The organism is Mesorhizobium sp. B3-2-1 (assembly GCF_006439515.1).
Lineage (GTDB): Bacteria > Pseudomonadota > Alphaproteobacteria > Rhizobiales > Rhizobiaceae > Mesorhizobium.
The window spans coordinates 13,300-32,356 of the sequence record NZ_VFTI01000027.1 but is presented as its reverse complement, the minus strand read 5'-3'; the positions used below and the strand labels follow the sequence as shown (position 1 = coordinate 32,356).

Annotated in this window: 20 protein-coding genes and 1 other RNA gene; 7 read left to right on the top strand and 14 right to left on the bottom strand. The window is 63.6% G+C overall.

The features are described from left to right. Positions 1-203: 203 nt before the first annotated feature. Positions 204-689, bottom strand: a complete 486-nt coding sequence (locus FJW08_RS24365) for a thioesterase family protein (protein ID WP_140812616.1) — start codon at positions 687-689, stop codon at positions 204-206. 102 nt (positions 690-791) lie between these two features. Between FJW08_RS24365 and FJW08_RS24360 the strand changes: the two genes are divergently transcribed. Beyond that, entirely contained in the window at positions 792-2,207 is a 1,416-nt protein-coding gene (locus FJW08_RS24360) for an FAD-linked oxidase C-terminal domain-containing protein (protein ID WP_140812615.1), read from the top strand. A gap of 101 nt (positions 2,208-2,308) precedes the next feature. Then, positions 2,309-2,827, top strand: coding sequence for a hypothetical protein (locus FJW08_RS24355; protein WP_140812614.1), 519 nt, complete (start codon positions 2,309-2,311; stop codon positions 2,825-2,827). A 17-nt stretch (positions 2,828-2,844) separates the two neighbouring features. On the opposite strand, the gene FJW08_RS24350 is transcribed toward FJW08_RS24355, so the two are convergent. Both FJW08_RS24350 and FJW08_RS24345 read right to left on the bottom strand, forming a co-directional pair. After that, entirely contained in the window at positions 2,845-3,216 is a 372-nt protein-coding gene (locus FJW08_RS24350; protein ID WP_181183036.1) for a hypothetical protein, read from the bottom strand. 91 nt (positions 3,217-3,307) lie between these two features. Then, positions 3,308-4,270 (bottom strand): Dyp-type peroxidase, encoded by a 963-nt coding sequence (locus tag FJW08_RS24345; RefSeq protein WP_140812612.1) that lies wholly within the window; start codon positions 4,268-4,270, stop codon positions 3,308-3,310. A gap of 133 nt (positions 4,271-4,403) precedes the next feature. On the opposite strand from FJW08_RS24345, the gene FJW08_RS24340 reads away from it, so the two are divergent. Next, positions 4,404-8,420, top strand: a complete 4,017-nt coding sequence (locus tag FJW08_RS24340) for an AsmA family protein (RefSeq protein ID WP_140812611.1) — start codon at positions 4,404-4,406, stop codon at positions 8,418-8,420. A gap of 19 nt (positions 8,421-8,439) precedes the next feature. Here FJW08_RS24340 and FJW08_RS24335 read toward each other — a convergent pair whose 3' ends face one another. From FJW08_RS24335 to FJW08_RS24325, 3 genes are all read right to left on the bottom strand, one after another. After that, positions 8,440-9,333 carry a sigma-70 family RNA polymerase sigma factor gene (locus FJW08_RS24335; RefSeq protein ID WP_140812610.1) on the bottom strand — a complete coding sequence of 298 codons (894 nt, stop codon included), beginning with the start codon at positions 9,331-9,333 and terminating at the stop codon, positions 8,440-8,442. Positions 9,334-9,366: 33 nt separating this feature from the next. After that, positions 9,367-9,672, bottom strand: coding sequence for a hypothetical protein (locus FJW08_RS24330; RefSeq protein WP_140758118.1), 306 nt, complete (start codon positions 9,670-9,672; stop codon positions 9,367-9,369). A 105-nt stretch (positions 9,673-9,777) separates the two neighbouring features. Beyond that, positions 9,778-10,209: a MarR family winged helix-turn-helix transcriptional regulator gene (locus FJW08_RS24325; protein ID WP_181183035.1), complete on the bottom strand. Its 432-nt coding sequence runs from the start codon at positions 10,207-10,209 to the stop codon at positions 9,778-9,780. 164 nt (positions 10,210-10,373) lie between these two features. On the opposite strand from FJW08_RS24325, the gene FJW08_RS24320 reads away from it, so the two are divergent. Continuing rightward, positions 10,374-12,176 (top strand): chloride channel protein, encoded by a 1,803-nt coding sequence (locus FJW08_RS24320; protein WP_140812609.1) that lies wholly within the window; start codon positions 10,374-10,376, stop codon positions 12,174-12,176. 1 nt (position 12,177) lies between these two features. Here the strand turns inward: FJW08_RS24320 and FJW08_RS24315 are convergent, their stop codons facing one another. The 4 genes from FJW08_RS24315 to FJW08_RS24300 all read right to left on the bottom strand — a co-directional run bounded on the left by FJW08_RS24315 (position 12,178) and on the right by FJW08_RS24300 (position 14,017). Next, positions 12,178-12,402 carry a ribbon-helix-helix domain-containing protein gene (locus FJW08_RS24315; protein ID WP_140812608.1) on the bottom strand — a complete coding sequence of 75 codons (225 nt, stop codon included), beginning with the start codon at positions 12,400-12,402 and terminating at the stop codon, positions 12,178-12,180. After that, positions 12,399-12,632: a DUF4169 family protein gene (locus tag FJW08_RS24310; RefSeq protein ID WP_140812607.1), complete on the bottom strand. Its 234-nt coding sequence runs from the start codon at positions 12,630-12,632 to the stop codon at positions 12,399-12,401. Before FJW08_RS24310 ends, FJW08_RS24315 begins: the two co-directional genes overlap by 4 nt. A gap of 12 nt (positions 12,633-12,644) precedes the next feature. Beyond that, entirely contained in the window at positions 12,645-13,181 is a 537-nt protein-coding gene (locus FJW08_RS24305) for an SspB family protein (protein ID WP_140812606.1), read from the bottom strand. Between the two features lie 146 nt (positions 13,182-13,327). Then, positions 13,328-14,017, bottom strand: a complete 690-nt coding sequence (locus tag FJW08_RS24300; protein ID WP_140812605.1) for a TetR/AcrR family transcriptional regulator — start codon at positions 14,015-14,017, stop codon at positions 13,328-13,330. 186 nt (positions 14,018-14,203) lie between these two features. Between FJW08_RS24300 and FJW08_RS24295 the strand changes: the two genes are divergently transcribed. Then, entirely contained in the window at positions 14,204-15,409 is a 1,206-nt protein-coding gene (locus FJW08_RS24295) for a multidrug effflux MFS transporter (protein ID WP_140812604.1), read from the top strand. A gap of 151 nt (positions 15,410-15,560) precedes the next feature. On the opposite strand, the gene FJW08_RS24290 is transcribed toward FJW08_RS24295, so the two are convergent. From FJW08_RS24290 to ssrA, 3 genes are all read right to left on the bottom strand, one after another. Beyond that, positions 15,561-15,998: a VOC family protein gene (locus tag FJW08_RS24290; protein WP_140812603.1), complete on the bottom strand. Its 438-nt coding sequence runs from the start codon at positions 15,996-15,998 to the stop codon at positions 15,561-15,563. A gap of 87 nt (positions 15,999-16,085) precedes the next feature. Next, complete coding sequence (locus FJW08_RS24285) at positions 16,086-16,652, bottom strand: AAA family ATPase (protein WP_140812602.1); 567 nt, start codon at positions 16,650-16,652, stop codon at positions 16,086-16,088. Positions 16,653-16,762: 110 nt separating this feature from the next. Further along, positions 16,763-17,123: a transfer-messenger RNA gene (ssrA, locus tag FJW08_RS24280) on the bottom strand. 168 nt (positions 17,124-17,291) lie between these two features. Between ssrA and FJW08_RS24275 the strand changes: the two genes are divergently transcribed. Next, complete coding sequence (locus FJW08_RS24275) at positions 17,292-17,603, top strand: DUF2853 family protein (RefSeq protein WP_140812601.1); 312 nt, start codon at positions 17,292-17,294, stop codon at positions 17,601-17,603. A gap of 361 nt (positions 17,604-17,964) precedes the next feature. Beyond that, the gene (locus FJW08_RS24270; RefSeq protein ID WP_140768817.1) at positions 17,965-18,759 is read left to right on the top strand and encodes a thymidylate synthase; all 795 of its coding nucleotides are present in this window, start codon (positions 17,965-17,967) and stop codon (positions 18,757-18,759) included. Between the two features lie 11 nt (positions 18,760-18,770). Here the strand turns inward: FJW08_RS24270 and FJW08_RS24265 are convergent, their stop codons facing one another. After that, complete coding sequence (locus tag FJW08_RS24265; protein WP_140812600.1) at positions 18,771-18,974, bottom strand: TOBE domain-containing protein; 204 nt, start codon at positions 18,972-18,974, stop codon at positions 18,771-18,773. Between the last annotated feature and the right edge of the window lie 83 nt (positions 18,975-19,057).

The window sequence follows — 19,057 nt, the reverse complement described above, 5'->3', positions numbered from 1 at the left end:
TGCGGACGTTTTCAACCGCTCCGCTGAGTCGTTCAACGGCTCAAATGGCTTGTTCCCGTTAAAACCTCGGTAAGGTTAATGCCGGCGCGAACCCGCTTCAAGCGCGGGTGCCGGTGGATATCGGAGGTTCTGCGATTTTGAGGTTCGGGTGTGGCTTTGAAGCCAGCCCGGTCTCCGCGCCAAGGGGGCGAGATGGAGCCGGCTCAGCCCTGTTTGCGCTTGATTCCGATCGAGCGGCCGGCGCGTTCGGGCATCGGCAGCGCCGAATGGGCGGCGCGCATGGCTTCGATCCTGGCCAGCACATCGGCCGGGAAGGGAGCCACTTTCGGGCCCGACATGTCGACATGCAGCGACAGGGTCTCGGACGTGGCGGCGAGCCAGCCGTCGACATGGCGGATTTCCTGATAGGCCCGCAGCCGCTTCTCGTCATGGTCGATGAGCTGGAAAGAGACCGTGACCTTGTGGTCCAAGTGCAGTTCCTGCACGTAGCAGACATGGACTTCGGCGGTGTAGATGGTGAGCCGTCGCTCTTTCACATAGTCCAACCCCATGCCCATCGCCTCGAAGGCCTCGTCCGAGCAGCGGTCGAACAGCACGTTGTAATAGGCCATGTTGAGATGACCGTTATAGTCGATCCAGTCCTTCTCGATGTCCATGGGCCTGGAGACGAAGGGGGCGGGGATGGACATCGAAACTTCCTTGTTCTGGTGCTGGACAGAGCCTAGCTGCGGAGACTACGCATCCATAATCGCATAACAAGCGTGGGCGCTGGTCCATTCGCGGAGGAATTCATGGCTCTGAGCGACCTCAATCCGGTCGAACGCAACGAGGAAGGCATCGCGGCGGTGCTCGGCATCCTCAAGCAGCGGCTGGGCGAGCGCTTCCAGATCGGCCAGGCTATCCGCTCGCAGCACGCGCATACGACGACCTACATCCCGACGCAGGCGCCCGACGGCGTCGCTTTTCCGGAGACGACGGCCGAGGTGCAGGAGATCGTGCGTGCCTGCGCGGCGCACCGCGTACCGGTGATCGCGTTCGGCGTCGGCTCCTCGCTCGAAGGCCACACCAACGCGCCGGGTGGCGGCATCTCGGTCGATACGTCGCGGATGAACCGCATTCTTTCGGTCAACCCGCAGGATCTCGACTGCACCGTCGAACCCGGCGTGACGCGGGAGGACCTGAACCGGCATCTGCGCGACACCGGGCTGTTCTTCCCGATCGATCCGGGCGCCAATGCCTCGCTCGGCGGCATGGCGGCGACGCGGGCGTCCGGCACCAATGCCGTGCGCTACGGGACGATGCGCGAGAACGTGCTGTCGCTGACCGCCGTCATGGCCGACGGGGAGACGGTGACGACCGGCAAGCGGGCGAAAAAGAGCTCGGCCGGCTATGATCTGACCCGGCTGCTGGTCGGCTCGGAAGGCACGCTCGGCATCATCACCGCGCTAACCCTGAAGCTGCAAGGCATTCCGCAGGCGATCTCCGGCGGCGTCTGCCCATTCCCGAGCGTCGAGGCGGCCTGTAACGCGGTCATCGCGACGATCCAGATGGGTATTCCGGTGGCGCGCATCGAACTGGTCAATGCGCTGCAGATGCGGGCGATGAAGACCTATTCCAAGCTCGATTATCCCGAGAGCCCGTGCCTGTTCGTCGAATTCCACGGCAGCGACGCCGGCGTTGCCGAGCAGGCCGAGACCTTCGGCATGATCGCGGAAGAAAATGGCGGCGGGCCGTTCCTGTGGACCAGCGTCGCCGAGGAGCGCACCAAATTGTGGAAGGCCAGGCACGACGCCTACTGGGCGTCGCTGACCTTGCGGCCGGGCGCCAAGGGCCTGTCGACCGATGTCTGCGTGCCGATCTCGCGCTTTGCCGAATGCGTCACCGAAACCGAAGCCGACATCGCCGAGATGGGCCTGATCGCGCCGATCGTCGGCCATGCCGGCGACGGCAATTTCCACGTGCTGGTGCTGATGGATGTCAACGATCCCCAGGAGATCGCGCTGTCGGAGAAATTCGTCGCGCGGCTCAACATGCGCGCGATCGCCATGGAGGGCACCTGCACCGGCGAGCACGGCATCGGCCAGGGCAAGATCGGCTTCCTGCGCCATGAACTCGGCCACGGCGTCGACATCATGCGGACCATCAAACAGGCGCTCGATCCGCAAAACATCATGAATCCGGGCAAGATCCTGCCTGACGCGGGCTAAGGGCACCGTGACGAGCGCGTCTTGACCGCGCGGCCATTCGGGTCGAGGCTCCTCAGGTGGCAGGTCTGGAAAGACAGGCATGCCGGCTGAGGAGGATCTTTATGGCCATTTCACGCAAGGAAGAAGCGCGCGCGCTGAGCGCCGACGAACACGAGATGGTGGAGAAATCGCACCATCCGGCGGTGCAGGAGCTTTCCGACTCCGACCTCTCCGGCCTGGTCAAGCTGTTGCGGGAGCGGCGCGACAAGGCGCAGACCGAAGCACATCGCAGGCGGCGCGAGATACGCGGCAAGGGCGCGGCGAAGGGCGCTACGCCGTCAAAGGCCGATGGCGGTTCGCAAGTGAAGCTCGCGGTGCTGGCGATGGCGATGCGGCGGCTGAACGGCGAGGCCGAACGGCGCCGCCAACTGGCGGCCCGCATTTCGCTGATCGACAATGCGCGCAAGGCGCTGGCCTTGAAGCAGAAAGCTCCGGACGGTCCCACGCACAATTCTCGAACGGCGCACAAGGGCATGCGGGCCGTGGCCAATCAGAAGGTTCCAAACCTGGTTCGACCGGCCGAACTCGGCCGCCAGCGCAAGGCGGCCAAGGTGGCGCAAGCGAAACGCGACGCACGTTGAGTTTGCCAAGGGGTTGGTTAGCTTTCCACTTCCCATTTTAGTTGGCTGGCATCGACAGCGTCTGATCCCATATGCTCAGCAAAAAAGTCTCGTATCCTCTGGCGATGCCGATCCCATCTGGGAGACATTCGCTCGGTCTCATTCTCATACTCGGCTAGAAATACCCATTCGACGAATTGATCCGCTGTAACATTACCGGATTGAGGAATAAAATCGATGACGTCCATGAATTTGTCGCCGTGCATTCCTCCACAATAGCCATGACCAGCACAAACCGCGTGCATGAGCGAGTAGAATCTGTTATTTTCTTTCATGAAACATGCGCGATGGTGAGGCGGAATGCCTACGCGCGCTGCCGCAACATATCCTTCTTGGGCGTCGGTCTGCAATGGGTCGTTTTCGACCGAGACTTTCATATTGCAACGGAATCTGATTCAGGCTCAGCAACGAGCCAATATGACCGGCGGCTGTGAGCGTCTCTTACTTCGCCTGCACAAGCGTCTGCAGCATGGAACGGGTCGGGGCGAAGAAGGTCGTGCCGGTCTGCGGCGTCGAGACGTCGAGCAGCCGGTCGTAGGCACCCGGCGGATCGCCGACATACATGCGCTGCAGCATCTTCTCGGTGACCCAGAGATATCTGCTGTAGCCGATGAAGTAGGTGCCGAACTCGTTCTGCCCGGGCCTGCCGAACGGCATGTTGTCGCGTAATATGTCGCATTCGTTGCCGTCGGCATCCTCGATGGTGGCCAGCGACTTGTGCGATTTGCGCGGCGCGTCGTCGTCATCGATTTCGATGTTGTCGATCTTGGTGCGGCCGATGATCGCCTCCTGCTCGGGCGTCGGGATGCGCGCCCAGGCCTGCATATCGTGCAGGTATTTCTGGACGACGACATAGCTGCCGCCGGCAAAGTCGGGATCCTCGTCACCGACACGCGCCGAGGCGGGCAAATCGAGGCCGGCCGGGTTGGCTGTGCCGTCGACAAAACCGAGCAGGTCGCGGGCATCGAAATAGCGAAAGCCCGTCACTTCGTCGACGACGGTCACGCCGGGACCAAGCCTGTCGAGCAGGATACGTTCGAGTTCGAAGCACATGTCGGGCCGCTCGGCGCGGATGTGAAAGAGCAGGTCGCCCGGTGTCGTTGGCGCCGAATGGACCGCGCCCTTGATCGGCGCGAACGGCTTCAACTCCAGCGGCCGCCGGCCGGGGCTGAGCCGGTCCCAGAGATCGCGGCCGATGCCGGCGATACAGGACAGGCGCCCGCCAAGGTCGCGGAACCCGACAGCCTTGACCAGATCATCGAGTTCGCCGAGCACGGAACAAACCCTGGCCAGGGCCGGCTGTTCGCCGGCGACTGTGACGACAAGGAAAATCGCCGACTGCGATAGCGGGGCATCGACGCTCTGCGCATCGATCGGCACTCGATCCCAGTTCTTGCCCGACATCCAAGAATCTCCGCTTGTTCACGGATTTGTTTCAGATCGTCCGACATGACGCAACACCGGATGATTTGCCTCTTTATCGACACGCGGATGCGGGTAGAGTGCGACAGAATTTCAATCAACCTGTTCGGAGCGGATGCTCGCACGCCTGTTCGTGATCTTCGGTGGCCTGTTCGTGCTGGTGCTGCTTGCGGCGCTGGTGGTGCCGTATTTCGTCGACTGGACCGGCTACCGCGCCGAGTTCGAGCGCGAGGCAAGCGCCATCCTTGGCCGCAAGGTGACCGTGCAGGGCGACGCCACGGCAAGGCTGTTGCCGTTTCCCTCGGTGACCTTTTCGAACGTCGCCGTCGCCGGTGGCCCGAACGGCCAGCCGGCCATGACCGTCGAGACGTTTTCGATGGACGCCGAACTGGCGCCCTTCCTGCGCGGCGAAGTGCTGATCTTCGACATGCGGCTGGTGCGGCCGAAGGCGACCATAGACATCGCCGCCAATGGTACCGTCGACTGGGCGATGCGTCCGTCCTCGCCCTTCGACCCCAGCCAGATCTCGATCGAAAAGCTGACGGTGACGGAAGGGCAGGTCGAACTGCGTCATGCCGCCGGCGGTCGCAGCCACATCTTTTCCGAGATCAACTCGACCATTTCGGCCAAGTCGCTGGCCGGTCCGTGGCGCATGGACGGGACGTTGCGGCTGGACGGCTTGCGCACCACGGTCGCGGCGTCGACCGGCAAGGCCGAACCCTCCGGCCAGATGCGGTTACGGGTGAAGGCGGATCCCGATGCCTATCCGCTGGTCATCGAGACCGACGGCAATGCCGGCATCGTCAACGGTGCGGCCGTCTATTCCGGCCAGTTCAAGATTTCGGGTGCCGACAAGGGTAGTGCCGACAAGAATTCAGCCGAGTTGCGCGGCACGGATGGCGAGACGGTCAAGATCAGCGGCGGCAAGCCCGATCCGGGTTTCCGGCTGAACGGCAAGTTCTCGCTCGACCACCACAAGCTTGGCGTCGATGAATTCCGTTTCGAGACCGGTCCGCTCGACAATCCCTACACCGCCGACGGCAAGGCTTCGATCGATCTCGGCCAGAAGCCGAGCTTCGCCATCGAGGCCAATGGCGCACAGGTGCAATTCGACGAGGCGGTGGGTGCGCCGGCCGGCGCCGGCCTGACGCTGGACCAGCGTATCGCCGGGCTCGAACAGGCGCTGCTCGATCTGCCGAAGCCGACCATTCCCGGCACGGTCGAGGTCAAGCTGCCAGCGGTGGTGGCCGGCGACACCACGGTGCGCGACGTTCATCTTTCCGCCGAGCCGGTCGGTGACGGCTGGTCGGTGAAATCGCTGGCCGCGACCTTGCCGGGCCGCACCAAACTGGAGGCCGATGGCAAGGTCATGCTCAACGTGCAGGGCCGTTTCGGCTTCACCGGCTCGTTGCTGCTGGCCGTGGCGCAACCTTCGGGTTTTGCGGCTTGGCTGTCGAAGGATGTCGACGAGGCGATCCGCCGTCTGCCTGCCGCAGGCTTCAAGGCCAAGGTCGATCTCTCCGAAAACCATCAGTCCTTCAGCGACCTCGAATTGATCCTGGGCAAGGCGAAGTTTTCCGGCCGCATCGATTCCAGCCAGCCTGAGGACGCAAAGCCCTCGGTGCTGATGCGGCTCGAGGGCGGTGACCTCGATGTCGACGGGCTGACGGCCTTCGCCTCGATCTTCGTCAGCGACAAGGGCGCCAACCGCTTTGCCAACAGCGACCTCGATTTCCAGATCAAGGCCGGCCCAGTCAGCGCCGGTGGCTTGACCGCCGATACCGTCGATACCGCGCTCAGGCTGCGGAACGGGCTGCTCGAAATCGACCGGCTGTCGGTCGGCGGACTGGCCGGCGCCTCGATCAGCGCCACCGGCCGGATCAAGGATTTCCCGGCGAGCCCGACCGGCAAGCTCGATGCGTCCGTTGTCGCGGTCGACCTCAAACCGCTGATCGATGTCGCCGCGCAGCATTATCCTGACAATGCCGTGCTGAAGGGGCTCGCGGGCCGCGCCGCCGCTTATCCCGACCTGTTCCAGGATGCGCGCATCGACCTCGTGGCCAGTGCCGCCGACAATGGCGACGGCACCACGGGCCTGGCGGTGAGCGGGCAAGGCAATGCCGGCGGCTCGGCGTTTTCGGCGTCGCTGTCGGGAAGGGGCGCGGTGGACAAGCTCGCCGACGCGCCGGTGACACTGACGTTCAACGCCAGGAACCCGGACGCAACCGCCTTGCTGGCGCTCTATGGCCTGCCGGCGCTGCCGCTCGGCATACTGGGTGAAGCAAGCACCGATATCCAGGCCAAGGGCACGTTTGGCGGCGGCCTGGCGACGAGCTTCAGCCTTGCCGGCAACGACTTCAAGGCCGGCTTCGAGGGAACGGTCGCAGACACGCCGCAAGGTCCGACGGCCAAGGGCAAGGTCAATCTCGACGCGTCCGACATCGAGCCGTGGCTAATGACGACGGGAATCGGCCTGCCCGGCATGGGCGCCGGCATGTCGACATCGCTGGCCGCGCAGGCCGATTACGGCAACGGCCTGCTGGTGCTCTCCGGGCTCAGCGGCGCCATCAACGAGGCGGCTGTGTCGGGCGACATCAACCTCGATGTCAAGCAAGGGGTCGACGGCAAGGACGGTGTGCCGCATCTGGCGGGGGCGCTGGCGCTCGACGAACTCGACCTCGATCCGACGGCGGTGGCGCTGTTTGGCGATTCCGCTTTTCTCGTGGACAAGAACGGGGCCGACAAGAGTGCTAATGCCGGCAAGAGTAACAAGGCCGACAAGGGTGACAGGGCCAGCGCGTGGCCGTCGGCGCCGTTCAGCCAGAAGTCCAGCCTGCCGTTCACCGCCGATCTCGACCTGACCACGGCCTCGCTGGCCGCCGGCCCGTTGGCCACCGCCTATGATGCGGCCTTCTCGCTCAAACTCGACCCGGAAGGCATTCGGGTCGCCGATCTCAAAGCCAAATTCCTCGGCGGGGCGCTCTCTGGCCTGTTCGAATTGAAGAACAATGAGGGCACCGGGCTTCTCACCGGACAGATGAAACTGGCGGGTGCCGATCTGGCTGATGTGTTGCCGAATGCGGGCATCGGCGGCAGCGGCGATTTCTCGACGACGCTGTCGACCAGCGGCAAGTCGGTCGATGCGATGATCGCCGCTTTGTCGGGATCCGGCACGGCGACCCTGAAGGGCTTGCAGATCGCAGGCGTCAATCCTGACGCGTTCGGCGCATTCCTCGCCAAGGCGGATGGGATCGGCCGCGATATCGACGCCGCCAAGACGGCCAGCTTCGCGCCTGGCATCGCCGCCGCCGGCAGCTTCGCCGCAAAAGACGCCGAGGTCGCCTTTACGATTGCCGGCGGCACGCTCAGGGCGCCGCCGATCAGCCTTGAAAATCCGGCGGCGACCTTGTCGGCCGACATCACGGCCGACCTCAATGCCAGCACGGTTTCGGCCAAGGGCGCGGTCACCTATCGGCCCGGCGACGAAGCGCTGGTCGGCTCCGAGCCGGCCGTGAATTTCACCGCCGAGGGGCCGTTCGGCGCCGTGAAACGCCAATTCGACAGCGAGCCGCTGGCGCAGTTCCTGACCCAGCGCGCGCTGGAAAAAGAACAGCAACGCGTCGAGGCGATGCAGGCCGCGCTGCTGGAGAAACAGCGGCTGCGGCGCGAGGTGCGCTACTACGCGGCACTTCAGGATGCCCGTGACAAGGCCGCTGAGGAACTGCGCCAACAGGAGGAAGCGGCGCGCCTGAAAGCAGAGGCCGACGCCAAGGCGAAAGCGGAAGCCGACGCTCAGGCCCAGGCTGAAGCGGATGCCAAGGCGAAGGCCGACGCGGAAGCGAAAGCCAAGGCGGATGCAGAAGCGAAAGCCAAGGCCGATGCCGAGGCCAAGGCGGCGGCGGAACAGCAGGCGGCGGACGAGGCGGCCAAGGCGCAGCCCGAGCAGGAGCGTCAGAGGGCGGAGGAGGCGATGCGCATTGCCTCCCAGGAAAAAGCCAGGCTCGAAGCCGAGCGCAAGGCGGCGGAACAAGCGCCCAAGGCCGAGCGCGTGCCCGCCAACGACAATCCGTCTCCGGCCAAGCCGAAAGCCAATCCGTTCACGGTCGACAACCTGTTGAAGTCGTTGCAATAGGGCCAGGCTGTCCGGCTGCTCACCCGAGAGGCATCGTCTCGAACGTTTCGGCGCCGTCAGCGACGTATCTGGCGTGGCGGAAGTCGCGGATGGTGGCAAGCTTGCCGCCCTGCCAACCCAGCAGGATGAAGTATGTCGGCGCTGTCTTCGGGGCGTTGGGATCGCGCACGAGGATTGCAGGACGGCCTTCGACGAAACCAGGCTGGAAATGCCAGTCCTGCACCCGGGAATAATTGCCGAAATAGGTGGCCACCTCCTTGCGGCCGTTCAGCCTTGCCCTGGCCACCAGTTCCAGCCGCACTTCATCGGCCAGCATGTCCCGCACGGCGTCGAAATCGCGGGCGTTGAAGCGATCGACATAGGCGTCGAGCAACAGGCGCTCCGATGCACTCAGCCTGGGAACAGGACGATCGTCCTGTTCCTCGGCGATCTCACGCAACCGGCCACGGCCACGATGGAGCGCGGCCTTGATCGCGGGAATGCTGGTGTCGAGCATGGCGCTGATCTCCTGCAGCGAATAGCCCAGAACATCCATCATGATGACGCTGCTTCGTTGCGCGACGGGAAGGCGCATGAAACTGTGCAATCCGGCTGCCGCGGCCTGCCGGGCGGCGATGGAATTTGCCGGGTCGGCGATCATGTCCAGCTCCTCGTCGGGGAAAGTCTTCTCACGGGCGCGGCGGCGCAGGAAATCGAGCGCCGCATTGTGGGCGATGCGAAACAGCCAGCCTTCGGGATTGGCGATCGGCCCGGCGCCGGGCAAGGCCTCGAATGCCTTGGCCAAGGCCTCTTGCAAGACGTCCTCGCCATCGACGACCGAGCCTGTCATGCGGGCGCAGTAGCGGTGCAGCTTGGGGCGCAATTCGCCGAACAAGCGGTCGAAAGGCTCGCGGATTTCGCCAGGACTGTTCATGCATCGGCCGTTCTTGGCGTGGTTCTATCCAAGCTACTCGTCCAGCATCCGATAATGGCCCACCACTGTCATCACGTCACGATGCGGAGGGTCGATGCAGCGATCCCTGATGCCATTTTGGAAGGCCTCGAAAGCGGCAAGTCCTGTGATGATGTCGGCATGCTCGTCGGTTTCGATCTCGACGAGATGGACGAAAGTGCCGTCGCCGGAGCGCCAGGTCATGTAGCGAACGCCCTCCGGCGATTTGCCGCGCAGTTCCTCGAACACAGCCTTGACCAGGCGCTCGTTCTCGTCGGCCCGGTCCGGCTTCGTCTTGTAGCGTATCAGATGGTGTTTCATCGCATTGGCTCCTTTGGCTATCGCGTGTCCAAGACGCCGCGGCCAAGTCAAAGGATTCGGATTCCGAATAAATTGTTCGATATCGGCCCGCACCGACGCCGAGCGTCAGTCTCGGCCCCCATCGAGCAGGCGCCGCAGCATGGGTTCTATGCGCGAGAGCTCGTCGAGATGCGCGGCGGACAATTCGGCAAGGCAATCGTCGGCGCGCTCGGTCAGCCGCAGCAGCACGCGGCGGTGGTCGTCCTTGTCCTGGTCGCGTGCGACCAATCCTGCCTCACCGAGGCGGTTGACCAGTTCGACGGCGCTGTGGTGGCGGATGCGCAGGCGTTCCGCCAGGTCGCCGACCGTCACCGGCCCGCCGCCGGGAAATCCCTTGATCGCCAGCAGCGCCTGGTGCTGGCGCGGGGTCAGGCCGGCGTCCTCGGCCTGCACCTGGCTGAATTCGAGGAAGCGGCGGATCAGGTAGCGGAACTCGGACAGCCGCTGGTAGTCGGATTGCCTGATGGTGGGGCGTGGTGTCTTGGGCGGCTGCTTCATATCGGAGATGTCTTCGTTTTCCGGTGAAAGCTCAAACGAAATTTCGAGCAGAACGAGCTTGAATAGATATATCGTGTTACGATACATAGCCGACCGACAACCGGCTGGCCGCTTCGACCGTGCCGCAGAACCAGACATGGCCGCCGCCAGGAAGCAAAGCCACCATGAAGACCCACAACTCCAATCCCGGTCATCTCAGGGATTTCACCACGGATGCCAGAGTGCTGCTCGTCGCCGCGATAGCGGTGGTGGTGGCGACCGCCGGGCTGTTTGCCGGCATCGTGCTTCTGAAGCTGATCCGGCTGGCCACCAACATCGCCTATTTCGGTCAGTTCTCGCTCGCCGATCTGAAGCTGCAGGATACGCCGCTCGGGCTTGCCGCTGTCATCGTTCCGGTCATCGGCGCACTGATCATCGGCCTGATGGCGCGCTATGGCAGCGAGAAGATCCGCGGCCACGGCATACCCGAGGCCATCGAGGCGATCCTGCTCGGACGTTCCAGGCTGGACGCCAAGGTGGCAATCCTGAAGCCGCTGTCGTCGGCGATCTCGATCGGCTCCGGCGGGCCGTTCGGCGCCGAGGGGCCGATCATCATGACCGGCGGCGCCATCGGCTCGCTGATCGCGCAGATGCTGCCGGTCAGCGACAACGAGCGCAAGACACTGCTGGTGGCGGGGGCCGCGGCCGGCATGACCACCGTGTTCGGCACGCCGATCGCCGCCATCATGCTGGCGGTGGAACTGCTTTTGTTCGAATGGACGCCACGCAGCTTCATTCCCGTGGCGGTGGCGGCCATCGTGGCGGAGGTGGAGCGCACGATGCTGCACATGCCGGGGCCGATCTTTCCGTTCCAGGGCGGCATGGCTGTTTCCTTCCTCGGCCTTGGCGGCTGGGTGCTGATCGGCATCTGCGCCGGTCTTTTGTCGGGACTGCTGACGCAGATGGTCTATGCCTGCGAGGACGGCTTCCAGAAGCTGCCGATCCACTGGATGTGGTGGCCGATGCTCGGCGGCCTGGTGGTCGGCATCGGCGGCTTGATCGACCCGCGGGCGCTCGGCGTTGGCTATGACAACATCGCCGACATGCTGGACGGCCGCACGATCGCCACCGCGGCACTGCTGCTGCTGGTGGTCAAAGCCATCATCTGGTCGGTGGCGCTCGGCTCGGGAACCTCCGGCGGCGTGCTGGCGCCGCTGCTGATCATGGGTGGCGCAATGGGCGCGGTGCTTGCCGGAATCCTGCCGGCGGCGGACCCGGGCTTCTGGGCCCTGCTGGCCATGGCCGCCACCATGGGCGGCACGATGCGCGCGCCGCTGACAGCCACTTTCTTCGCAGTCGAGCTGACCGGCAACACGCATGTGCTGGTGCCGCTGATCGCGGCTTGTGCGGCGGCGCATGCCGTTACCGTGCTGTTGATGAAGCGTTCGATCCTGACCGAGAAGATCGCCAGGCGGGGACATCATCTGGTTCGCGAATATCGCGTCGACCCATTCGCGCTCACCAGGGTGCGCGAGGTGATGACGTCGGACGTCGAGAGCGTGCCGACGACGATGACGCTGCATGGCGCGGCCGCCTTCCTGACCGCGCCGGAAACCCGGCATCCGAGTTTTCCCGTGGTCGATGAAAACAGGCAGGTACTCGGTCTTATCGATCCGCCGGCGATCCTGCGCTGGCGCCGTGCCGGCAAGCACCGGACGACGACGCTCGGCGAGCTGCTGGCCGGAAGCAAGGTGACGCTGGCCTATCCCGACGAATATCTGGAAGGCCTGTCGGACAAACTGTTGACGGCCAATGTATCGCATCTGCCGGTCGTGGCGCGTGAGGATGGAAGACTGGTCGGCTATGTCGGCTGGAAGGATCTGATGCGCGTGCGCTCGCGCAAGCAGGCCGAGGAGCGCGAGCGTTCGACCTTGCTCGGCTTCGGCATCAGACGTGGGAAAAAGACTGACGCGGTCGAGGGCGCCTAGTTTAGACGTTCGCCCCGCGCTTCGCCCATTCCAGGACATGGAGCCTCAGCGCCGAGGACAGGTTGGTGTCGCGCGGCCGGATCTCGTCGACTTCGGCAACGAGGGCGGCGAGCGTCAGCTTTCTCGCCGCTGCAATGGCGACGAGATCGTCATAGAAGGGCTTTTCGAGGGAATAGCTGGTGCGATGGCCGCGAATGGTCACCGAGCGTTTTTCGACGGCGCTCATTGACCGTCTGGTTGGCTGGGATCGTCAGATTGGCTGGGGTCGCAAGGTTGGCCGGGCTTTTCGCGGTGATGGCCCGCGACGAATTTTTCGCTCCTGTCGGCGATCAGGCGGTCGCGCTGCTTTTCGGCCTTGGTGCGGCCGTGCAAGGCACGATTCTGGCTGGCCGCTTGTTCCTTGTCGTCCCGCGCCTTCTGCTTGCGAGCCTGGCGGAGATTGACGATGTCGGCCACGGACCGCGAAGCCTATTTCTTGCGGAAGGCGTCGAGCGAGACCACTTCTGCGCCCTTGGCGCCGGCATCGGCAGGGGCGGGCTTCTTCTCCGCTTCGGCTGCGGCCTTCTTCTCGGCCTTCGGCTTCTTCTCGGAGACGATGGTCAGCGGCTCGGGAGCCGGTGCTGCCGGTTCCCCGTCGGGCTGCGCATCGGTCTTGACGTCGAATTCGAGTTCGAAATTGACCGAAGGATCGTAGAAGCCGCGCACGGCCGAGAACGGGATCTCGAGTTTCTCAGGCACGTCGGAGAAGGAGAGACCGACCTCGAATCCAGTGTCCGTCACCTTCAGGTCCCAATACTGGAACTGGATGACGATGGTCATCTGCTCGGGATAGCGCTCGCGCAGGCGCGACGAGACGCGCACGCCGGGCGCGCCGGTCAGGAAGGTGATGAAGAAATGATGGTTGCCGGGGAGGCCGGTGCGCGCGACCTCGGCCAGGACCTTGCGCATGACGCCGCGCAACGCCTCCTGGGCCAGAATGTCGTAGCGGATGTGGTCGTCGGCCATGAGTTGGTCGGGTTCCGTTGAATCGTCCGCATAGCTGTAATCAAGCTTGAGCGCGGCGTAAACCTGATATAGACCGCCGCCGCACCGAAGCGAAGACTATTGCCAACGATTTGATCGGCAAGGCGGCTTCGCCGCAACCGCAAATGTCATGCGTTAGCCAGCGTGGTGTGCTTTTTCGCGCTGGCCGGGGAAGGGCGCTTGCCGAAGGCGCGCAGGAAGGTGCGCACGCCGTTGGTTGCCGATTGCACCACCTCGTCCTCGCGCGGCGTGCCGCCAAGCATGAAGGTGGTTTGCAATTCGGCATTGACGAGGCCAAGGAACTGGCGTGCCGCGACGTCGGGATCGTCGATCGTGAGGTGGCCGCCATAGGCGAGGCGTGCGAAGCGGGCAGCGATTGCCGGCCATGTCCGGCCCGGGCCCTGTTCGCGCCATTCGGCAAAGAGTTCGGGATAGCGCTCGCCCTCGGTCTGGATCAGCTTGCGCAGGAACTTTCCGTCGCGATTGCAGATGCAGTTCTGGTTCAGGCGCACGGCAAAACCGATCAGGTCTGCTTCGAGATCGCCGGGCTGATCGGGGAAGGTGGCGATGGTGGCGAAAATGCCGGCGTTGCAGCGCTCGGTCAGGTCGCGCACGACGGCGATGAACAGTTTTTCCTTGTCGCCATGGTGGTTGTAGACGGTCTGGCGCGACACGCCCGCCTCAATCGCGATCAGGTCGATATTGGCGCCGGCGAAGCCCTCGCGGCAGAACACACCGGCGGCGGCGTCGACGATCGACAGACGCTTGGCCTCATGGCCGCGTGGCGGGAAAATGTCAGGAGAAACGCCCGGTCTCATGAAAATCTATATAGAGGTGATTGACGATTTAGACAAGGCTGTCTAAATTTGTGGACACGATATAAGGGGATTTCGCTCCAGAGGGACGAATAAATTCGCTCCAGGAGTCGGAATTCCACGGGATGGAACGTCCTGGGGTCAGACGTCGCCTGGCGACGGCAACCAGATTCGAAAGAAGCCAATATCATGAGTCCCAAATTCCTCCGCATCGCGGTCGTGCTCGGCCTGTTGTCCGCCATCGGCCCGTTCGCCATCGACATGTATCTGCCCGCGCTGCCGTCGATCGGCACCGATCTGCATGCCGGCACCGCCGCCGTGCAGATGAGCCTTCTGATCTTCTTCCTGTCGATGGGCTTCGGCCAGATCGTCGTCGGGCCGATCTCGGACATGGTCGGCCGCAAGCTGCCGCTCTATGGCGGCCTGGCGCTGTTCATGGCCGGTGGCATCGGTTCGGCAATGGCGCCGACCATCGAGTGGCTGATCGCCTTCCGCTTCCTGCAGGGGCTTGGCGCCAGCGCCGGCATGGCCATTCCGCGCGCCATCGTGCGCGACCTGCACACCGGCAATGAGGCGGCCAAGCTGATGTCGCTGCTGATGCTGGTGTTTTCGGTGTCGCCGATCCTGGCGCCGCTGACCGGCAGCCAGATCATCGAGAATTTCGGCTGGCGCGCCGTGTTCTGGACGGTGACCGGCGCGGCGGTGCTTGCCACCATCCTGCTCGCGACCTCACTCAAGGAGACGCGGCCGGCGGAAGAACGGGTCGGGTCCTCCTTCGGCACCGCGCTTGCCGGCTACCGTTTCCTGATGGGCGACCGGAATTTCCTTGGCCTGGTGGCGATCGCCGGCTTCGGCATTGCGAGCTTCTTCGTCTATCTGTCGAGTTCCTCCTTCATCCTGATCGACCATTACGGGCTGTCGCCTTCGGTCTACAGCGTGTTCTTCTCGATCAACGCGGTTGCCTTCATCGGCATGTCGCAACTGACCGGCCTGCTTTCCGAGAGGTTCGGGCTGAAGCGCGTGGTGTGGGTGGCGGTGACCGGCTATGCCACGACGATGGTTGTGCTGTTCGCCGTCATGGCGACGGGTGTCGACCGGCTCGACGTGATGGCGGCCCTGCTGTTCGTCGGCTACGGCTTCCTCGGCCTGGTGATCCCGACCACGTCGGTGCTGGCCATGGAAGAGCATGGCGAGATCGCCGGCACGGCGTCGGCGCTGATGGGCACACTGCACTTTGCCATCGGCGCACTCGCCATGGGCGTCGCCGGCGTGTTTTTCGACGGCACGCCGCTGCCGATGGTCGCCGGCATCACGCTGTGCGCGGTGACATCGTTCGCACTGGCCAAGGCCACGCTTGGCCGTTCGCGGGAAGCGGTCGAGGCGCCTGCGGAATAGGAAATCCTCAATGAACCAGGAAGGGCCGGGTCGATCCCGGCCTTTTTTGTGCCGGAGGCACGGCGGACGACACAGGCTGCAGTCGTTTAACCCGGTGCAGATCCGGCGTTTGCTCTTGGGTTCACGACTGCCCTCTGGCTGCTGACGGTGCTCAGTTGAGTTCCTGGGCGAGGCCGATGAGGAGCCCTTCAGGCCCGCGGATGTAGCAGAGCCGATACACGTCGTTGTACTCGACCACTTCGCCCACGAGCTCAGCGCCGCGCGTGCCGAGCCTTTCAAGCGTATCGTCGATGTCGTCCACGGTGAACATGACGCGAAGGTAGCCCAGGGCGTTGACCGGGGCGTTCCGGTGATCCGCGACGACAGGCGGCGTGAGGAAGCGGGAGAGCTCCAGCCGGCTGTGGCCGTCGGGTGTGCGCATCATGGCAATCTCGGCATGCTGATCGCCCAGCCCGGTGACACGTCCGGCCCATTCTCCTTCGATCGTGGCCCGCCCCTCGAACTCGAGGCCGAGTTCGCGAAAGAAATCGATCGCCGCTCCGAGGTCTTCGACGACGATTCCCACATTGTCCATCCGCTTGAGCGCCATGTGTCCGATCTCCAAGATGTCGGCTCAATCCATAAGGTATCGCCTGGTTCCAACAACGCGCATGAAAGGTCAGATCTGTCCGCCTCTTCATGTCCGTGATGTCGGCGGCAATCCAGCAGCGTCGAGTAGGAAACGCACGCGCTCCGCGACCGGCGCGAGCGACAAGGCCACCAATTCGTAGCCGAGTTCGGCGTAAACGCCTGCCACCGATCGGCAAGTGCGCTCGGCCTCGTCGAGCGTTTGCCTGCGTTCTTCGTCCTGGGTGAAAATCTCCGGCCATGGCGGGGCGATGAAGACGCGACGCGCATAGCGGAATTCCATGGCGGCACTGGTGAGGTGACCCGGCACCGGCAAGCCGCAGAGCCTGAGATAGCCGATCGTGTCCGGCACGCCGCGATCAAAGAAGACCGGCCCGGCCAGCTCGCGGGCCGCACGGTACGAGCGCATCTCCCAAGACAGCATCAGTTCGGCGAACAATGCGCGATCGCTCCAGGGCAGGCCGGTTCCACCAATGGCGGTTTGGTCGCGGATGATGCCGCGTCCGGCCTCGACGGATGTCGCAAAGCCCGCCTGCTGCAAGGCTTCGATCAGAGTGGTCTTGCCGGAGCCCGGGCCGCCCGTCAGCACGAAGAATCGATCGGAATCGTTTTGCATTTTTCATCGGTGGAGAAAGAGGCACGCGCCGCAGCGGCTTCGCGGCCTACGGACCGTGCGAAGTCTCGACGGTGGCAGCCGTTGTGCGTGACGCAAATTGAAGGGGGAGAAGTGGAGGTTTCTGTTGCCAGGTACCTCCGAACCCCGCCTAGAAGTGCGAACCCCTAGGGCTTGATTTGAAGCTATCGCACTGCATTAAGCAGCGAGACGTGCTTCCGCATAGTTGTCGTTGGCAACTATAAGTTTAGCCCGATAACGGTGGTACAATGCCGGGCAAAAGTACGATCTTTACACCTTCGTCGATCCTATTTCGCCCCCAGCAAAAACCGCTCCGTCTTAAACAGCGGCTTTTGGTGGAGGCGCCGGGTACCGCCCCCGGGTCCGAACGGCTTATTTCATCGCCCATTTATCGCCATAGTCGGTCAAGCCGACGAAGCGAATATAGGGTGCGTCGCGTGGAAATGAAAGGCCGCAATGGCGCTTTGTCCCTGTGTCAAATCGCGACGCCGAGGGTTGACTTGGGCGCGGTCTCAACCGAAGCTTTGCGAGCGGTGAGGAGTTACCGACCTAGCGCATAAGTTGCGAAGCGCGCCACAGCCCTCGCCGATCGGATCCGTGGCGCCGACGAGGGGAATTTTGATGGCCGACTATCTTGCGGATGTGAAGAAATATGACGCCGCGGCAAACGCCGACGCGGTCGAAAAGATCGTCAAGCATCTGGGCATTGCGCTGAGGAACCGCGACTCCTCGCTGGTGTCCTGCACGGACCCGAAGGAATTGGCACGGGTCAAGGAGAACTGGGTGGCCAAGAAGCTCGGCGTCAGCGACGGGCCGAAAGCCGACGCGGCGATCGAGAAGACCTGCAAGGCGATGCACGCCGACAACACCAAGAACCGCGTGACCTTCTACTATCTGGTGGCCAAGGACCTGGGCAAGCTCGGTTCCCTCTAAGGATTTGGTGGCATGGCGACACTGGTGGCTGAATGCGTCGCTTCAGTGTCGATTCTGCTACTTGCCGGATGTAGGCGCCGCCCCTCATTGCCCTGCCGGGCATTTCTCCCCGTATAGTGACGGGGAGAAATGGGCTGGCCGCAGCCTCGACGTGTATTTATCGCTGACAATTGGCGAATTCACGGACGATAGCGTCCCTCTCCCCGTCACTATACGGGGAGAGGATGCCGGCAGGCAGGTGAGGGGCAGCGCTAACCTTTGAAGAGTGATGGGGGCAAGCGACGCCTCATCCCCTTTTGGTGTGTTCGGCAGCCCGCTCGGCAGCTATAATACCCACACTCTCGAATCGAGCCCGGAACCGATGCGCCAATATCTCGACCTCTTGCAGCATGTGCTGGACAACGGCGCCGATCGCGGCGACCGCACCGGCACCGGCACGCGCTCCGTCTTCGGCTACCAGATGCGTTTCGATCTGGCGCGCGGCTTTCCGGTCACCACCACCAAGAAGCTGCACCTGAAGTCGATCATCCATGAACTCCTGTGGTTCCTGGCCGGCGACACCAACATCAAATACCTGACCGACCACGGCGTTTCGATCTGGGATGAATGGGCCGATGAGAATGGCGACCTTGGTCCGGTCTACGGCAAGCAGTGGCGGTCGTGGCCGGACGGCCACGGCGGCTCGATCGACCAGATCGCCAATCTTCTCAAGGAGATCCGCCGCAATCCTCAATCGCGGCGGCTGATCGTCTCGGCCTGGAATCCCGCCGAGGTGGAAGCCATGGCGCTGCCGCCTTGCCACTGCCTGTTCCAGTTCTACGTGTCCGAGGGCCGGCTTTCCTGCCAGCTCTACCAGCGCTCCGCCGACATCTTCCTCGGCGTGCCGTTCAACATCGCGTCCTACGCGCTGCTGACGCTGATGGTGGCGCAGGTGACCGGGCTGAAGCCGGGCGATTTCGTCCACACGCTCGGCGACGCGCATCTCTACTCCAACCATTTCGAGCAGGCGCGCGAACAATTGCAGCGCACGCCGAGGGCTCTGCCGACGATGTGGATCAACCCAGAGGTGAAGGACCTGTTTGCCTTCCGCTTCGAGGATTTCCGGCTGGAAAACTATGTCGCCGATGCGTCGATCAAGGCGCCCATCGCGGTCTGAGCCGCGGCTTTTCAGTCGATGCCGACCATCACGTCCGAAGCCTTCACCACGGCATAGGCTTGCTTGCCCTTTTCGAGCTCGAGGTCGGCGACGGCTTCGTTGGTGATCGAGGCGGTGACGATGGCGCCGCCGTCGATGTCGATTCTGACATGCGAGGAGGTGGCTCCCTTGACGATTTCGGTGATCGTTCCGTTGAGGACGTCCACGAGCCTCATTCGACCAGATGAGTTCCAGCAGCGCAGGCCTTCCCTTGTTATATCCATGCGGATATATCGGTTGGAGGCTTGAGCCGACCGGA